Raw genomic sequence first — 15298 nt, forward strand, 5'->3', positions numbered from 1 at the left:
TGGTCTGACCCCGGAAATTCGTAAATTTGCCGTCCTATCAAATAGGACCAACGAATGGATCAACCAAAAAGATACCTGATCACGGCAGCATTACCTTATGCCAACGGGCTGAAGCACATCGGCCACCTGGCAGGGGCCTATCTGCCGGCCGATATATACGTACGATACTTACGGGCGCAGAAACGCGAGGTGGCATTTATTTGCGGCAGCGACGAGCATGGAACAGCCATCCCGATCCAGGCCATGAAGGAAGGCACCACGCCCCGGGCCATCATCGACAAATACCATGCGCTGATCAAACAGAACTTCGCCGACCTGGGCATCTCCTTCGATATTTATCACAGGACCAGCGAACCCATTCACCATGAGACCTCGCAGGAATTCTTCACCTACCTGAACGATCGCGGCGAGCTGGAAGTAAAGGAGACCGAACAATACTATGACGAAGAGGCAAAGACTTTCCTGGCGGACCGTTATATCATGGGCACCTGCCCCGTCTGCGGCTACCAGCGGGCCTATGGCGACCAGTGTGAGAATTGCGGGACCTCCCTGAGCCCGGATCAGCTGATCCATCCTCATAGCACCCTCAGCGGTAAGCCCCCGGTGAAAAAGAATACAAAGCACTGGTACCTGCCGCTGGGAAAACACGAGCCCTTTCTCCGGGAATGGATCCTGCAGCAGCACAAAGACGACTGGCGGTCCACCGTCGTCGGGCAGTGCAAGAGCTGGATCGATGGAGGACTACAATCCAGGGCCGTCACACGCGATCTGGACTGGGGTATAAAAGTACCCTTGCCCGACGCGGCAGGAAAAGTATTGTACGTCTGGTTCGACGCCCCCATCGGCTATATCAGCGCCACCCGCCAATGGGGCCTGGATACAGGCAGGGACTGGAAGCCCTATTGGTATGACAAGGATACGAAGCTGGTGCACTTCATCGGCAAGGACAACATCGTATTCCACTGCATTATCTTCCCCATCATGCTGCAACTGCACGGCAATATCCTGCCCGAAAACGTCCCGGCCAACGAGTTCATGAACCTGGAAGGGGAAAAAATGAGCACCAGCCGGGGCTGGAAGCTGGACATGCAGGATTATATCGACGACTTTATCAATAAGGACAACGGCGGCACCCAGCTGGCCGACAGCCTGCGCTATTACCTGACGTTGATCGCTCCCGAGACAAAAGACAGCGAATTCATCTGGAAAGGCTTCCAGGACGCCAATAACAGCGAGCTGGTGGCCAAGTTCGGGAATTTTGTGAACCGCACTTTTGTCCTGATGCATAAGCTCTGTAATGGGAAAGTGCCCCCGCTGCACAAAGACCGTCTTGATGCCACCGACGAAGAGATGATGACGGCCATCGGAACGACAAAAACCAAGGTAGAGCAGCTGCTGGAAGGCTACCGCTTCCGGGAAGCGCAGTTTGAGGTCATCATGCTGTCCGACCTTGCCAACAAATACATGCAGAAAAAGGAGCCCTGGATCGTGGCCCGGACCCTGGCGGAAACGCCGGAGAATCAACAGCTGATAGATAACTGTCTCCATATCTGCCTGCAGATCACCGCCAACCTGGCCATCCTGATCAACCCCTTCCTGCCATTCACGGCAAAGAAAATGTTGCACATGATGAAGGTAGTGGAGAAAATGCTCGACTGGGAAAACGCCGGCAAGCTCAACCTGCTCAGCGTCGGATACAGCCTCCGGGCGCCGGAACTGCTGTTCCGCAAGATCGAGGACGAGGAAGTGAAAGCCCAGGTCGACAAGCTCCTGGCCTCAAAAGCCGCGCTGGCAGCCCCAACCACTGCACCCGACCAACCCGTCACCGAAACCCCTGCCCCTGGAGCCGACACTGCAGCAGCCAAGCCCACCATCGTCTATGACGACTTCGCCAGGCTGGACCTGAAAGTTGGCACCATCGTACAGGCCGAGAAAGTGGCAAAGGCCGATAAGCTCCTGAAGCTGCTGGTAGACATGGGCGCCGAACAAAGGACCATTGTATCCGGTATCGCCCAGCATTTCAACCCCGCAGACATCATCGGAAGGCAGGTAGTCGTCGTGGCTAACCTGGCACCCAGGAAAATGAAAGGCATTGAAAGCAACGGAATGATCCTGATGGCCGAAGACAAGAGCGGAAAGCTTCATTTTGTCAGCCCGGGAGAGACCATCGAGGCAGGGTCGGGGGTAAGCTGATAGCTGCGAGCCGCAAGCCGCAAGCTACAAGCTGTGAGCGCTTATGTAAGACTCGCTTGTAGCTTGAAGCTTGTAGCTAAAAGCTGGCAATTAAATCTCCCCTTCTCTTTTCTACGTATATAGGGACAAGGCCACACCCAACCCCATGGAGAAAAGAGTGAAAACAGGCGGTATGCTGCTCATCAGCCTCATTGCAGGCTTGTTCATATATGGATATTTCTACTTTCGCCCGGGCAAATCACCCCTGGTATCCGCTAAAGCCCCCGTCCCCGTCAACGCAGGCGACCTGATCGGGCTTTCCGATAAAGACGAAGCCCTATTCAATCATCAATACCTTTACAAAATACTCTCCGTCCGGGGGGTCGTGCGAAAAGTTAAAAAAAATAAGGGCGGTATCACCGTCCTGCTGGGCGGGGGCCCGGCGCTCCCCGAATTTGTCAGCTGTACCCTCGATACCCTCTACAACAGCCGTCAACCCGAGCTTCACATAGGAGACAGCTGCACCATCCAGGGCAACTGCGCCGGCTGTCTCAAAGACGTCATTCTCCTCCAATGTATTATTGAAAAATAACAACTGTAGCGCTTCAAAGGACAAAAATCTAGGTATTATCCCTTACTTCTTTTAAATTCCATACTTAGGACCACTTAATGCCGTTGTATTAATTGAATAACCTTTCATCAGCAACCTGGAATGTCTTAGAGCGTCTTATTAAGGAGCACTGTTAAAAAAACAGTTATTCCCAACCCGGCGGGTCCAACCTTTCAGGCCTGAAGAAAAATCGAAAAAAATCTAATATCAGCACAACCCTTTTGTGTTATGAAACAGAACCTGCAATACAAGATCCTGCCGTACAACCGTTACAACAATTTCTACCAGGAACGGGAGAGCTTTTACAGGAGCTTTATCAATCAGTATTACCTGGATTTTGCACACCAGATGCTGTCCCAGGAGCACCTTTCCCCCTATTTCACCAACACCATCATCGCGCCTCAGGATATACAGTTCGGAGCATCTCCGAGAAAGGTCATCTGGAAAACAGGTATGCCTTCCTTTCAATTGAAGGACATCAATGACTTCAAGGACCATAAGATACTTTTTTATCGCACCAAGCTGCTGCGCCAGAAAGTGCTGATCCAATTCCATTTTATCCAGGGGATCTTTTACTATTCCCAGCTGAGCTTCCTTTCTTTTACGGAAAAGACCAACGAGATCCTGATAAACTCCATCAAGGCCAAATACCAATGCTCCGGCTCGTTCGAGAACCAGGAAAAGGTATATATGACGGATATCTGCGGCAACAAGCTGATCATCGAAAAAGGAGTTTATCTCACCGTCAGCTATATCACCGGCGACGCTCAACCGAAAAAACTCATGCAGGACCAGATGAAAGTACGCATCGATCAATCCAGCAAAGCGGAAGATTACGAGATCGATCGCCTGAGCAAGATCCTGTAAACTTTTACCATATTATTAAGGGCATACCGGGCTTTTTTCCGGTTGCCCTTTTTTTATTACCTTTAATCCAGATAGTTGTTTAACTAACTAATTTCAAACCATATGAACCGGATCATAAAAAAAGTAGCGGTGTTAGGAAGTGGTGTAATGGGATCAAGGATCGCCTGTCACTTTGCAGGCATCGGCATACAGACCCTGCTGCTGGACATAACTCCCACGGCGTTGACAGAAGCCGAATCGGCAAAAAAGCTGACCCTCGACCATCCGGCCGTCAAAAATCGCATCGTCAACGAAGCCCTGGCCGCGGCTGTCAAGTCCAATCCCTCACCCGTATATACGAAGGACGTCATAAAGAAAATAAAGACAGGCAACTTCACCGACAATATGAAGGACATCGCCGGCTATGACTGGATCATTGAAGTGGTGGTGGAACGCCTGGACATCAAACAGCAGGTATTCACGGAAGTGGAAAAATACCGCAAGCCGGGGACCCTTATCACATCCAATACTTCCGGCATCCCCATCCACATGATGACCGAAGGCCGCAGCGAGGACTTTAAACGACATTTCTGCGGGACCCATTTCTTCAATCCCCCCCGCTATCTGCGGTTGCTGGAGATCATTCCCACACCCGACACCGACCCGGCCGTTACAGACTTCCTGATGCATTACGGAGATCTATATCTGGGCAAGACCACCGTGCTGGCAAAAGACACCCCCGCCTTCATCGCCAATCGCATCGGCGTGTATGGCATCATGGCCATCTTCGGGCTGGTAGAACGGCTGGGCCTGACGATCGATGAGGTGGACGCGCTGACAGGACCGGTGATTGGCCGCCCCAAATCCGCGACCTTCCGGACAGCCGACGTCGTAGGGATCGACACCCTGGTGAAAGTGGCGAAAGGAGTGGCGGACAATTGTCCGAAGGACGAACAGAAGGCCGCTTTCAACACACCCGCCTGGCTGGACAAATTAGTCGCTAATAAATGGCTCGGAGACAAGACAGGCCAGGGTTTCTTCAAAAAAACAAAAGGGGCCGGCGGCGAAAAAGAGATCCTGACCCTCGACCTGAAGACGCTGGAATACGCCCCCCGCCAGAAACCCAAATTCGCCTCGCTGGAGACAGCCAAGCCCATCGATGACCTGAAGACCCGGCTGAAAGCCCTGGTACAGGGTGCAGACAAGGCGGGCGAGTTCTATCGCCATTTCCATTACGGTCTCTTTTCCTATATCTCCCACCGCATCCCTGAAATTTCCGATGAGATCTATCGCGTCGACGATGCGATGATGGCAGGCTTCGGCTGGGAGATCGGCGCCTTCGAAAGCTGGGATGCGCTGGGAGTGGAAGGCACCGTGAAAAAGATGAAAGAGGCCGGCTATGCCGTAGCCCCCTGGATAGACGAAATGCTTGCGTCCGGAGCCAGCACCTTTTATAAGGTCCAGCAAGGCCGGCGCCTGTATTATGACATCCCTTCAAAAACCTATAAACCCCTTCCCGGCGGCGAAGCCTTCCTGGTGATGCGCAATTTCCAGGGCGAGACGGTATGGAAGAACAGCGCCTGCAGGACCTATCATCTGGGTGATTCGGTGCTGGGCCTGGAATGGTATACAAAAATGGGCAGCATCGGAGGTGAAGTGCTGGAAGGTATCCAGAAAAGCGTCGCCCTGGCCGAAGAGAAATACAAAGGGCTGGTCATTGCGGGGGAAGGACCTAATTTCAGTGCCGGCGCCAATGTCGGCCTGATCTTCATGCTGGCTATCGAGCAGGACTATGACGAGCTGGATATGGCCATCCGCCAGTTCCAGTCCACGATGATGCGCGCCCGCTATTCGGCGGTGCCCGTGGTCGTGGCGCCGCATGGGCTTACCCTCGGCGGCGCTTGCGAGCTGAGCCTCCATGCAGACCGCGTGGTGCCTGCTGCCGAGTCCTACATCGGGCTGGTAGAGCTGGGCGTAGGGCTGATACCCGGCGGCGGCGGCACCAAAGAGTTCACCCTTCGGGCGGCCGACGAAATGCATGAAGATGAACCCGAGACCATTACATTAAAAAATCGCTTCTTCAATATCGCCACGGCCAAAGTATCCACGTCCGCCTTTGAAGCCTACGAACTGGGTATCCTGCGCAAAGGCCGTGACATCGTCAGCATCAACCAGGGCCGCAGGATTGCCGAAGCCAAACAGTCCGTCATTGAAATATACGACGACGGATATGTACAGCCCATCGTCCGCAACGACATAAAGGTCCTGGGACGATCCGCCCTGGGCGCCCTCTATGCCGGCATCAACGGCATGTGGCGGGGCAACTACGCCACCGACCACGACGTGCTGGTAGCCAAAAAGCTCGCCTATGTCATGTGCGGCGGCGACCTCAGCGAGCCCACCCCCGTGACCGAGCAATACATCCTGGACCTGGAACGGGAAGCCTTCCTCAGTCTCTGCGGCGAGAAAAAAACATTAGAACGGATACAGAGCGTGTTGAAAGGAGGAAAGCCGCTGAGAAATTAATAGTAAATTGCCGCATGCGCAAGATACTCTATACCACCTGCATCCTGCTGGCTTGCTACGGCACCCGGTCATATGCGGCAAGCCCCAAACCCGCGGATTCCGCCTACACCCTCAAAGGAAAGATAGAAGGATTGGCCGATGGCTGGGTCTGGATCTATCACCGTCAGACGGAAAAGCAGATCGACTCGGCAAAAGTTAAAGGCGGCAGCTTTATCATCAAGGGCTATTCATCCGCTCCTGAATTCTGTCTCCTGGGTGTACCCGGCCCCAATAATAGAAAGGAATGGCGGCTGGGTTTCTTCCTCCAAAGCGGGGAGCTTGCCCTCACAGGTAAAAAAGATGAGATCGAAAAAGCCATCGTCAAAGGTTCCCCGGTACAGGATGAATTCCAGCAATTCAATGAGGGCCAGAAGGACCTCGACGCAGTGGACGAAAAGCTTTCGGCCATCTATAAGAAGGCCAGGATGAATGACAACAAGCAGACAATGGACAGCGTGGAAAAAGCTTCCGGCGAGCTGGAAAAGAAAAAACTGCAATATGTGAAGGAGTACGCGGCCACCCACCCCGCCAGCTACGTCACCGCCTACTCCATATATGCCAACTATAGCTACAACCCGGAAGTACCCGTACTGGACAGCCTCTATAGAGCATTGGATCCCGCCATCCAGGCTTCTTACTTCGGCAGGCAGATCAAGGTAGCCCTCGATGCCGCCTTGCTGACGGACATTGGTAAACCCGCCCCCGCCTTCGTGCAGAACGATGTCAATGGCAAGCCCGTGTCCCTGGCTTCCTTCAAAGGACAATATGTGCTGGTGGATTTCTGGGCCAGCTGGTGCGGCCCCTGCAGGGCGGAGAATCCCAATGTGGTAAAAGCCTACACAACTTATCATCCTAAAGGCTTTGCCATCCTGGGCGTCTCCCTGGATGACAGCAAGGAAAAATGGCTGGCTGCTATTAAAAAAGATCAGCTGCCCTGGACACATGTCTCGGACCTGAAAGGCTGGCAGAACAGCGTGGCCGAACTTTACGGCGTGAAAGGCATTCCCACGAACTACCTGCTGGACAAGGATGGTGTGATCATCGCCAAGAGCTTGCGGGGAGAAGAGCTGGAAAAGAAGCTGGCAGAATTACTGAAATAGAAAGGAATCCCAAACGAAGTGCATGGGCGAAGCAGAATTGTATACCTCCAACCACAGAATTGTCATACGCAGTACCTTATATTTCTACGGAGAAGCCGCCGATCAGCAGTTATCCGTCCAGGTAGCTGATGAGATAGCCTTGCACTGGAACGAGCCAAAAGCACAGGTGAAGATCCGGAAAGAATGGTATGAAGTACGGTTCGAGATCGAAGGCATCTATGCTCCCGACCTCGCGCCCGCGACCGTCTGGCATAATACCAATCCCCGCCTCAACTATTTCCGGGTGGAAGAATATTCCCTGCATGATATTTCTTTTGTGGACGGTCTGGGCTCGAACACCGGCTATTTCAAAAGGGCGAACCTCCAGAACCTTTCCACCACCGCCGCTCACGAATATGGGCATACGATCGGGTTGGACCATCCCAAAGTACTCGATATCCGGGGCAAAGGCCAACCCGGTATCATGTATCCCCGGGGAACCCTGTGCGATCCTGCTTTCCAGTATGACCCTGCCGCGCCTGCCGGCGCCAAAGGCGGAACATTGAACCCCTTTACCCGCAAAGTGCTGGATACGGATATCCAGGCTTTGAAGCTTTCCCGCCTCACCTTTGATCATCACTCTTTTTCCGTTCTTGGTGAATTTTCATCCTTATATCATCAGAAGCATTTGGAAAGTTGAAGGGAATGGCTATCTTACCTGGCTATAACCTATCACCGTGAGCAGCATCCTTTCCATCCAGTCCGTTACAAAATCATACGGCCCCGTCCGGGCCTTGCACCAGGTGTCCTTCGACGTGCCGCCCGGATCCGTTTTCGGGGTGCTCGGTCCCAACGGCAGCGGCAAGACCACTTTGCTCGGTATTGTCATGGATGTGCTGAAAGCGAACAGCGGCAGCTATTCCTGGTTCGGCGAGCCGCCTTCCGAAAAACAGCGGCGGCAGATAGGGACATTACTGGAGACGCCGAATTTTTACCACTACCTCTCGGGAGAAAAGAACCTGCAGGTCGCCGCCGCCATCAAGGGCAGGGGCCAGGACGATATACCCCGCGTACTGCAAATGGTAAAGCTCAGCGACAGAAAGGCCTCCAAATTCAATACGTATTCCCTGGGGATGAAGCAGCGCCTGGCCATTGCCTCCGCCCTGCTGGGCAACCCCTCCGTCCTCGTGTTTGACGAACCCACCAATGGCCTGGACCCCGTCGGCATCGCCCAGATAAGGGAGCTGATCCGCGACCTTTCCAAAGAAGGCAAGACCATCATTCTGGCCAGCCACCTGCTGGATGAAGTGGAAAAAGTCTGTACGCATGTGGCCATCCTTCAGAAAGGACAATTGCTGATGGCCGGCGACGTCAATGAAGTGCTGACGAATGAGGACTTTGTCGAGCTGGGCACAGAGGGCGGCAGCCTGGAACAACTGCGGTCCGCCCTGGCCAGTCTCACCGGCGTCCGGCACCTGAAAGAACAGGAAGGCCATCTGCAGCTCTTCTTTGAGAACGGGTCCATACCCCTGTCGGAGATCAACCGGCATTGCTTTCAGCAAGGCGTGGTATTGAATCACCTGCAGCTGCGCAAGAAAAGCCTCGAATCGAAATTCATGGAACTGACAAAATAATCTATATGCTCTCCTTGCTCAAAGTGGAATGGATGAAGGTAAAGAACTATCGTACGTTCTGGATCCTGCTGGCTATTACAGTGGTCAGCATTCCCGGCATCAGCTACATGCTGTACGATATTATGGACAACAGCTTCCCCAAGTCCAAAGGGGCCACGATGATCCTGGGCAGCCCTTTCGCCTTCCCGGACGTTTGGCAGACGGTCACCTGGAATTCCAGCCTGCTGTTCATTATCCCCGCCCTGCTCATCATTACCCTTACCACCAACGAATTTACTTTTAAGACCCACCGGCAGAATGTCATCGACGGCTGGAGCAGACAACAATTCATCAGTGTTAAGCTGTTCGAGATCGTATTGCTGTCCGTGCTGTGCACGATCATCGTCCTGCTCACCGTCCTGGGCTTCGGGTACTTCGGAAATAAAGTGCAGGCAGGCATTTCCGTATTGCAGAACAGCCGGTTTATCTTATTTTATTTCGTTGAGATGATGACCTATTCCATGATCGCCTTCCTGCTAAGCATCCTGATCAAACGGGCCGGACTCTCCATCGGCATCTTCCTCATCTATATGCTGGTGGAACAGATCGCCGTCGGCTTCCTGCGCGTCAAATTAAAATTCCAGGGAGCGAACTATCTGCCTGAGGAAGTGGCGGACAGGCTCATCCCATTCCCTTACGCCAAAGCCCTGCTGGCCCGTGACACGCCTCAATGGGAGCACCTCATTCCGTCCCTCCTGATCGTAGCCTTCCTCTATCTGATGCTGTACGGAGGTTTCACGGCAAGACGTTTCCTGAAAAGCGATCTCTAGGACTGGCGCCCCAACAAATGGTCCAATGCACTTTGAATGGAAGGATACAGGAACTGAAATCCCGTCTGCCGCGTCTTTTCGACGCTGACCGTAGCGCTTTTCAACACTTCGACACTTAGCTCCCCCACCACGATCTTCAGCAGGAAAGAAGGTACATAGACGGGCACATAGTACCTGCCTTTCACCCGCCTGGCCAGCTCGATGGTCAGCGTTCGGTTATCCACCGGCTGCGGAGCCACTGCATTGTATACACCCGTCATGGTCTTATCTTCCGCCGCCTGCAGGAACAGGCGACAGAGATCATCCACATGTATCCAGCTCATCACCTGCTTTCCGCTGCCTAGGATGGCCGCCACACCCAGCTTCACAGGTCGCCGGAATTCCGCCAGGGCCCCGCCCTTGTCACTGAGGACGAGCCCGATGCGAAAGATCGTCAATCGTTTACCCATTGATGTTACAGGTGCAATGGACCCCTCCCATAGCCGGCAGGTCTCGCCGAGGAAATCTTCGTCCACGGGATCGGTCTCCACAAAAGGACGGGGATTGGGGATAACAGGATCGGGACCATACCAGCCAATGCCCGAAGCGCTGATCACGGCCTGCACTTTATTGGGTATCTCCCTTAATGCTTTTACCACCAGGGCACTGCTGCGCGTACGGCTCTCCACGATCTCCTTCTTCCGGCGGGCCGTCCACCGCTTGTCAGCCACTCCCGCCCCCGCCAGGTGTATGATGAAATCCGCCGCACGGACAGCCTCGGGATCGATGATCTCCTTGTAAGGATCCCAGTGGGCTCTGCGGATGGACGGGATGGCAGGATCACCTGGCGGAGAGCCCCTACGCGAAAGGAGTATGACCTGGTGGCCTCTCTCTACCAGCATCCTGCTGAGCGCCGTGCCGATCATACCCGTACCGCCCGTGATAAGGAATGTAGACATATATGGTCCGGTTTATAATTATGTAATTTACCTATTAAATTTTTAGTCCCTCCGGGAAGTAAAAATCCCCCCGGAGAACCAGGGGGAATAAAACAACTAAAAACAAACTATGATGAATGAATTGTAACCCGATTTTCAGTCCGGACGTTTCCCGTCCAGAAAGGTATTGATCGTACTGATCTCCGTATTGTTATTCTCATCCGTCTTTACTTCATAATTGCTGTAGAAATTCTCCACATTGGAGATAGTGTTGTACAGCTCTAAATTACGGCGGATGTACGCCGGCACAGTTTCAAACTCATTATTCGGATCGGCAGCATTGATGTTGAACGACAAGTTGCGCAACTTGTTTATCCGTTCGGCTGCCCTGCGTTTGGGATCATCCGTATCGTCCTGCGTTGCAGGCTCCTCTGCGGGTGAGTTCGGCACCGAAAGCGAGTGAGTTTGGTAGGCCCCAGGCTCATCCGCCGCTGGACTGTTATCTCTGAACACGAGTTGCATTTCGGGAGCGTTTTCATCTTCTTTTGACGGATCTGGTACAGTCGTGTTCCGGATAGGTTCCTTTACAGGTGTGTTGTGTTCCGGCATAGCCTTCGGAAAACCTTCGGCCGCCGACGAGGGGTTGGATTGTCTGTCTGCACGTGGCTCTTCTGCATAGATATTGGATGGCCTTGCAAGGTATCCTCCGGACGCTGCAGACGACGGAGAACTTTTTGCGGTACTTGCTGTGTGCTGCACCTTGATATTTTCCACCGGAGCAGGCCCCGGTTCAGGCGAAAGTACCCATTCTATTCTGGTGGTATCTTCATTTTTTTCCACTGGTTTGTCCACATTGGACACCCCTTCTTCCTTCCAGATGCTCACTTCCTCCCGGGCAGCCCCTGCAGGCAGCACAGGCGGCTCCGGTTCCAGCGTCATGTCCACCAGCTTCGGGAGCAGGGCATCAGGTAGAGGAGCGTGCACAGGTTGCTCCTCTACTGACGGATCCTTTACAGTGGTAAGGACAGGCCGCTTCTCCAGCGTCTGTTCAGCTTCGGGTTGCCCAAGGGTCATGACGATCTTATCTTCTTTCTTAGGAGCGGGTTTTGCATCAGCCGCCTTTGTAAAGGGATCTCTATGCTCAAAGCCTGTGGCAATCAGCGTAATGCCAAGGCTCGCGCCCAGGGTATTGTCATAGCCAAGACCCATGATCACATCCGTATGCTCCCCTGCCTGGCTGAGCAGGTAGTTCTGGATGATCTCTACTTCATCCATGGTGAACTCGTGCTCGCCTTCGGCGGAATTGATGTTGATGAGGATCCATTTGGCGCCCCGGATATCGTTGTCATTGAGAAGGGGTGAGCTCAGCGCCTCTTCGATCGCCTTCTGTGCGCGGTTCTCACCTTTGGTTGCCGCACTTCCTAATATCGCTACACCGCCGTTGCGCATGACGGTGCAAACGTCCGCAAAGTCGACATTGATCTGGCCGGTGCTGTTGATCACATCCGTGATACATTTTGCAGCCGTCGCCAGCACGTTGTCCGCTTTCGCAAAAGCCTCTTTCATCTTCAGGTTACCGAATTGATGACGCAGCTTGTCGTTGCTGATCACCAGCAGGGTGTCCACGTACTGCTTCATCACCCGGATACCTTCCTCGGCCTGCAGCTGCCGTTTCTTCCCTTCATAGGAGAAAGGCGTAGTGATGATCCCCACCGTGAGGATACCAAGGTCCTTACAGATCTTCGAGATGATAGGCGCGCCTCCTGTACCCGTGCCGCCGCCCATGCCGGCCGTGATGAAGGCCATCTTGGTATTTACCTCGAGGATATTTTTGATCTCCTCCAGACTCTCTTCCGTCGCCTGTCTACCGATGTCCGGGTTCGCGCCCGCACCCAATCCCTGTGTCAGGTGAGGTCCCAGCTGCACTTTATTGGGAACTTTACTCGTCGCGATAGCCTGGGCATCCGTATTACAAATGATGAAATTTACCCCCTCTATGTTCTGGCTGAACATATGATTCACAGCATTGCTGCCACCACCACCCACACCAATGACTTTGATGATGGATGATTTTTCTTTCGGTAGATCAAAATGGATCATAACTATAAATGTTTACTACAAAAAACAAAATTGATTATTACTACAGAGCATGATCTTCCTCTTCCTTGAAGAGATCGATGATGCCGTCCTTGAATTTTCCCCAGAAATCCTTCATCCCTTTCCTGTTGCGGACCTTTTCCTGTTGCAGCAGCTCTCTGTCCTGCGCCGTCCGTACTTCCTCCTCTTCCTCCTGAACGCCCATTTTCCGCAGGTTGTCCGGTACTTCCATCCTCCGGAACCCTTTATCGAATTGCTTGCGGTTGTGCTCGTAATCGCTGTAGCCTTTCAGGATAAGCCCGATACACGTGGAATAAGTAGGCTTGGCCAGCTCTTCGATATGCCCCGCCGCCAGGTGCTCCGTGGGATAGCCGATACGGGCGTTCAGCCCCGTCACATATTCCGTCAGCTGGATGAGATGCCGGAGCTGCGATCCTCCGCCCGTCATGACGATGCCGCCATTGAGCGCTCTGCTATCGAGCCCCACCTGCTTCAGGTGATACGTGACGAAGTCCATGATCTCGCTCATCCGCGCCTGGATGATGTTGGCCAGGTTCTTCACGCTGATCTCCTTGGCGGGCATGCCGCGAAGGCCGGGTATAGTGATAAAAGCATTGGCCTTCGCCTCATTGGAAAGAGCGGAACCGAACTGCACCTTCATCTGCTCGGCCTGCGTCTTCAATACGCCCAGGCCCGTCTTGATGTCATTGGTGATGTTCTCACCGCCGAAAGGGATCACGGCCGTATGCTTCAGGATGCCTTCGTAGAACACGGCCAGGTCCGTCGTTCCGCCGCCGATGTCCACAATGGCGACGCCCGCTTCCAGGTCCTCCTGACCCATCACCGCGGCCGCGGAAGCCAGCGGCTGAAGGACCAGGTCCTTCGTAAGGAGATTACTCTTCTCCACGGCACGGTTGATATTACGAATCGCATTCTTATCGCCCGTAATGATATGGAAGTTGGCGCCCACCTTCACACCGCCATAACCAATGGGGTTGGGAATGTTCTGGAAATTGTCGACCGTAAACTCCTGCGGTATCACATCGATGATCTGGTCGCCCGCGGGAATATAGGTCTTATACTGATCGGCTATCAGCTGGTCGATCTCCCGGCGGGTGATCTCGTCATCCGTATTCTGCCGGACGATGTCGCCCCTCGTCTGAAGGCTCTTGATATGATGCCCGGCAATGCCTACGTATACCTCCGAGATCTCCAGGTTGGGGTTGGAAGCATAACAGTTGTCCAGGGCCATCTGGATGGCCTTGATCGTCTCGTCTATATTCAGCACCTGTCCATGCTTGACCCCATTGGAGTTGGCGCGGCCAAAGCCTAGTATCTCCAGTTTACCGTACTCGTTCTTACGGCCCGCTATGGCAGCGATCTTTGTCGTCCCAATATCGAGTCCGACAATTATTGGTTGCTCAAGATTCATAAGTTTAGTTTATTTTTTTCAGTTGTTTTTTAATAGTTAATGGGTTTATTTATGGGGTTTATTGTTTGGCATGATCGCTCTCGGCCTGGGCTGGGCTGCTCCCCGCGCACTATCTCCTCCCGCAGGGATCAGATCGTAATTGGTCAGCGTCTGCTCTGTCAGAACAGGCCTTTCCAACGGACGCATATCCCGCTGATGGATCGTATCTGACTGCAATTGCTGCGCCGCATGGATCATCGCCCGGATATTCCTCATCCCCTGTATCGAATCCTGGCGGCTGCCTTCACTGCCCTTCCTTGTGCCGATCACCTGTCCCGCATAAGCTACGTCCACCCGGGAATATTTGTCAAAGCCCGTCTGGCTCATCACCTGCTTATAAAACACGAACAGGCGGTGGAATTTTGCCTGGTAATCGCTGCCATCACCAAACCCGATGAGATGGTTGCCGATCGTCGGGACCAGCTCGAAATTCTTCTCGGGCGTAATGTCCAGCTGCGCGATCTGCGCCATCCAGAACGAATCGCTGCGGATGAACGCGCTCAGCTGACGGATCTGCACGGTCAGCAGGCTGTCCTCTCCGCGGATCCTGATCCTGGGGGCAGGGTAGCCGGTGAACACAGGCAGCCTGGTCGTCAGCTTGTCGGACAGCGGCAATTGCACCCCGCTGCTGTCGATGTAAAAGCTATTCCCCTCTTGGGTAAACACCCTGGCGACGGGCTCCCGCTCAGTGACATTCACCCGCAGGATCCCGTTGTTGTCAAAGAACAATTGCGCATCCTTTATCCAGACATTTTTCTCCAGCACAGCCTCCATGCGGCGAAGATCAAAGGTGGCCGTTGGCTTGTTCTGCACTTTACCGGCGCCCGCACTGGTCAGCAGGTCCAATATCTGTTTCTTGTCGATGAACAACGTGCCCGCACCGCCCGCAATATCGATCCTGTATCCCTTGCAAACCTTGTTGTTCCTGTAACCGATGGCAGCCACCAATAACACCAGCACGCCGGCGCCCACGGTGCACCACAACGCGATGAAAAAGATCCTCCTGATATTTATTTTAACAGCCATTTGAATTTCTTTGAGACCCGCCCGACGACCTGGCGGACCGTCAGACGGGTACAAAAGTGTCCGGGTAGATAA

Annotated in this window: 12 protein-coding genes; 8 read left to right on the forward strand and 4 right to left on the reverse strand. The window is 53.5% G+C overall.

All coding sequences use genetic code 11. The features are described from left to right. The first annotated feature begins 54 nt into the window (after positions 1-54). The 8 genes from metG to Q4E93_RS32990 all read left to right on the forward strand — a co-directional run bounded on the left by metG (position 55) and on the right by Q4E93_RS32990 (position 9715). A complete protein-coding gene (gene metG / locus Q4E93_RS32955) occupies positions 55-2193 on the forward strand; it encodes a methionine--tRNA ligase (protein ID WP_303592213.1) in 2139 nt (712 codons plus the stop codon). Positions 2194-2338: 145 nt separating this feature from the next. After that, positions 2339-2764 carry an OB-fold protein gene (locus Q4E93_RS32960; protein ID WP_303592214.1) on the forward strand — a complete coding sequence of 142 codons (426 nt, stop codon included), beginning with the start codon at positions 2339-2341 and terminating at the stop codon, positions 2762-2764. A gap of 246 nt (positions 2765-3010) precedes the next feature. Then, positions 3011-3649: a hypothetical protein gene (locus Q4E93_RS32965; protein WP_303592215.1), complete on the forward strand. Its 639-nt coding sequence runs from the start codon at positions 3011-3013 to the stop codon at positions 3647-3649. Between the two features lie 102 nt (positions 3650-3751). Then, positions 3752-6154, forward strand: a complete 2403-nt coding sequence (locus Q4E93_RS32970; protein WP_303592216.1) for a 3-hydroxyacyl-CoA dehydrogenase/enoyl-CoA hydratase family protein — start codon at positions 3752-3754, stop codon at positions 6152-6154. A gap of 14 nt (positions 6155-6168) precedes the next feature. Continuing rightward, positions 6169-7293 carry a TlpA disulfide reductase family protein gene (locus tag Q4E93_RS32975; protein WP_303592217.1) on the forward strand — a complete coding sequence of 375 codons (1125 nt, stop codon included), beginning with the start codon at positions 6169-6171 and terminating at the stop codon, positions 7291-7293. A 22-nt stretch (positions 7294-7315) separates the two neighbouring features. Continuing rightward, positions 7316-7972, forward strand: coding sequence for a zinc metalloprotease (locus Q4E93_RS32980; RefSeq protein WP_303592218.1), 657 nt, complete (start codon positions 7316-7318; stop codon positions 7970-7972). A gap of 37 nt (positions 7973-8009) precedes the next feature. Further along, positions 8010-8906: an ABC transporter ATP-binding protein gene (locus Q4E93_RS32985; RefSeq protein ID WP_303592219.1), complete on the forward strand. Its 897-nt coding sequence runs from the start codon at positions 8010-8012 to the stop codon at positions 8904-8906. A gap of 5 nt (positions 8907-8911) precedes the next feature. Next, entirely contained in the window at positions 8912-9715 is an 804-nt protein-coding gene (locus Q4E93_RS32990) for an ABC transporter permease (RefSeq protein ID WP_303592220.1), read from the forward strand. Here Q4E93_RS32990 and Q4E93_RS32995 read toward each other — a convergent pair. The 4 genes from Q4E93_RS32995 to Q4E93_RS33010 all read right to left on the reverse strand — a co-directional run bounded on the left by Q4E93_RS32995 (position 9712) and on the right by Q4E93_RS33010 (position 15226). Continuing rightward, a complete protein-coding gene (locus Q4E93_RS32995; RefSeq protein WP_303592221.1) occupies positions 9712-10653 on the reverse strand; it encodes a TIGR01777 family oxidoreductase in 942 nt (313 codons plus the stop codon). The two genes, Q4E93_RS32990 and Q4E93_RS32995, sit on opposite strands and share 4 nt — an antisense overlap. Before the next feature lie 135 nt (positions 10654-10788). Continuing rightward, on the reverse strand, positions 10789-12732 hold the full coding sequence (ftsZ, locus tag Q4E93_RS33000) for a cell division protein FtsZ (protein WP_303592222.1): 1944 nt from the start codon (positions 12730-12732) through the stop codon (positions 10789-10791). Positions 12733-12772: 40 nt separating this feature from the next. Next, positions 12773-14161: a cell division protein FtsA gene (ftsA, locus tag Q4E93_RS33005; RefSeq protein ID WP_303592223.1), complete on the reverse strand. Its 1389-nt coding sequence runs from the start codon at positions 14159-14161 to the stop codon at positions 12773-12775. A gap of 45 nt (positions 14162-14206) precedes the next feature. Then, positions 14207-15226, reverse strand: coding sequence for a cell division protein FtsQ/DivIB (locus Q4E93_RS33010; RefSeq protein WP_303592224.1), 1020 nt, complete (start codon positions 15224-15226; stop codon positions 14207-14209). Positions 15227-15298: the final 72 nt, after the last annotated feature.

Origin of the sequence: Flavitalea plasmicola (assembly GCF_030546645.1) — a bacterium.
Lineage (GTDB): Bacteria > Bacteroidota > Bacteroidia > Chitinophagales > Chitinophagaceae > Puia.

Coding starts and splice junctions, on each gene's coding strand:
- ftsZ (WP_303592222.1), bottom strand. CDS start 12,732: ATGATCCATTTTGATCTACCGAAAGAAAAATCATCCATCATCAAAGTC.
- Q4E93_RS32990 (WP_303592220.1), top strand. CDS start 8,912: ATGCTCTCCTTGCTCAAAGTGGAATGGATGAAGGTAAAGAACTATCGT.
- Q4E93_RS32965 (WP_303592215.1), top strand. CDS start 3,011: ATGAAACAGAACCTGCAATACAAGATCCTGCCGTACAACCGTTACAAC.
- Q4E93_RS32975 (WP_303592217.1), top strand. CDS start 6,169: ATGCGCAAGATACTCTATACCACCTGCATCCTGCTGGCTTGCTACGGC.
- metG (WP_303592213.1), top strand. CDS start 55: ATGGATCAACCAAAAAGATACCTGATCACGGCAGCATTACCTTATGCC.
- Q4E93_RS32960 (WP_303592214.1), top strand. CDS start 2,339: ATGGAGAAAAGAGTGAAAACAGGCGGTATGCTGCTCATCAGCCTCATT.
- Q4E93_RS32970 (WP_303592216.1), top strand. CDS start 3,752: ATGAACCGGATCATAAAAAAAGTAGCGGTGTTAGGAAGTGGTGTAATG.
- Q4E93_RS32980 (WP_303592218.1), top strand. CDS start 7,316: ATGGGCGAAGCAGAATTGTATACCTCCAACCACAGAATTGTCATACGC.
- ftsA (WP_303592223.1), bottom strand. CDS start 14,161: ATGAATCTTGAGCAACCAATAATTGTCGGACTCGATATTGGGACGACA.
- Q4E93_RS32995 (WP_303592221.1), bottom strand. CDS start 10,653: ATGTCTACATTCCTTATCACGGGCGGTACGGGTATGATCGGCACGGCG.
- Q4E93_RS33010 (WP_303592224.1), bottom strand. CDS start 15,226: ATGGCTGTTAAAATAAATATCAGGAGGATCTTTTTCATCGCGTTGTGG.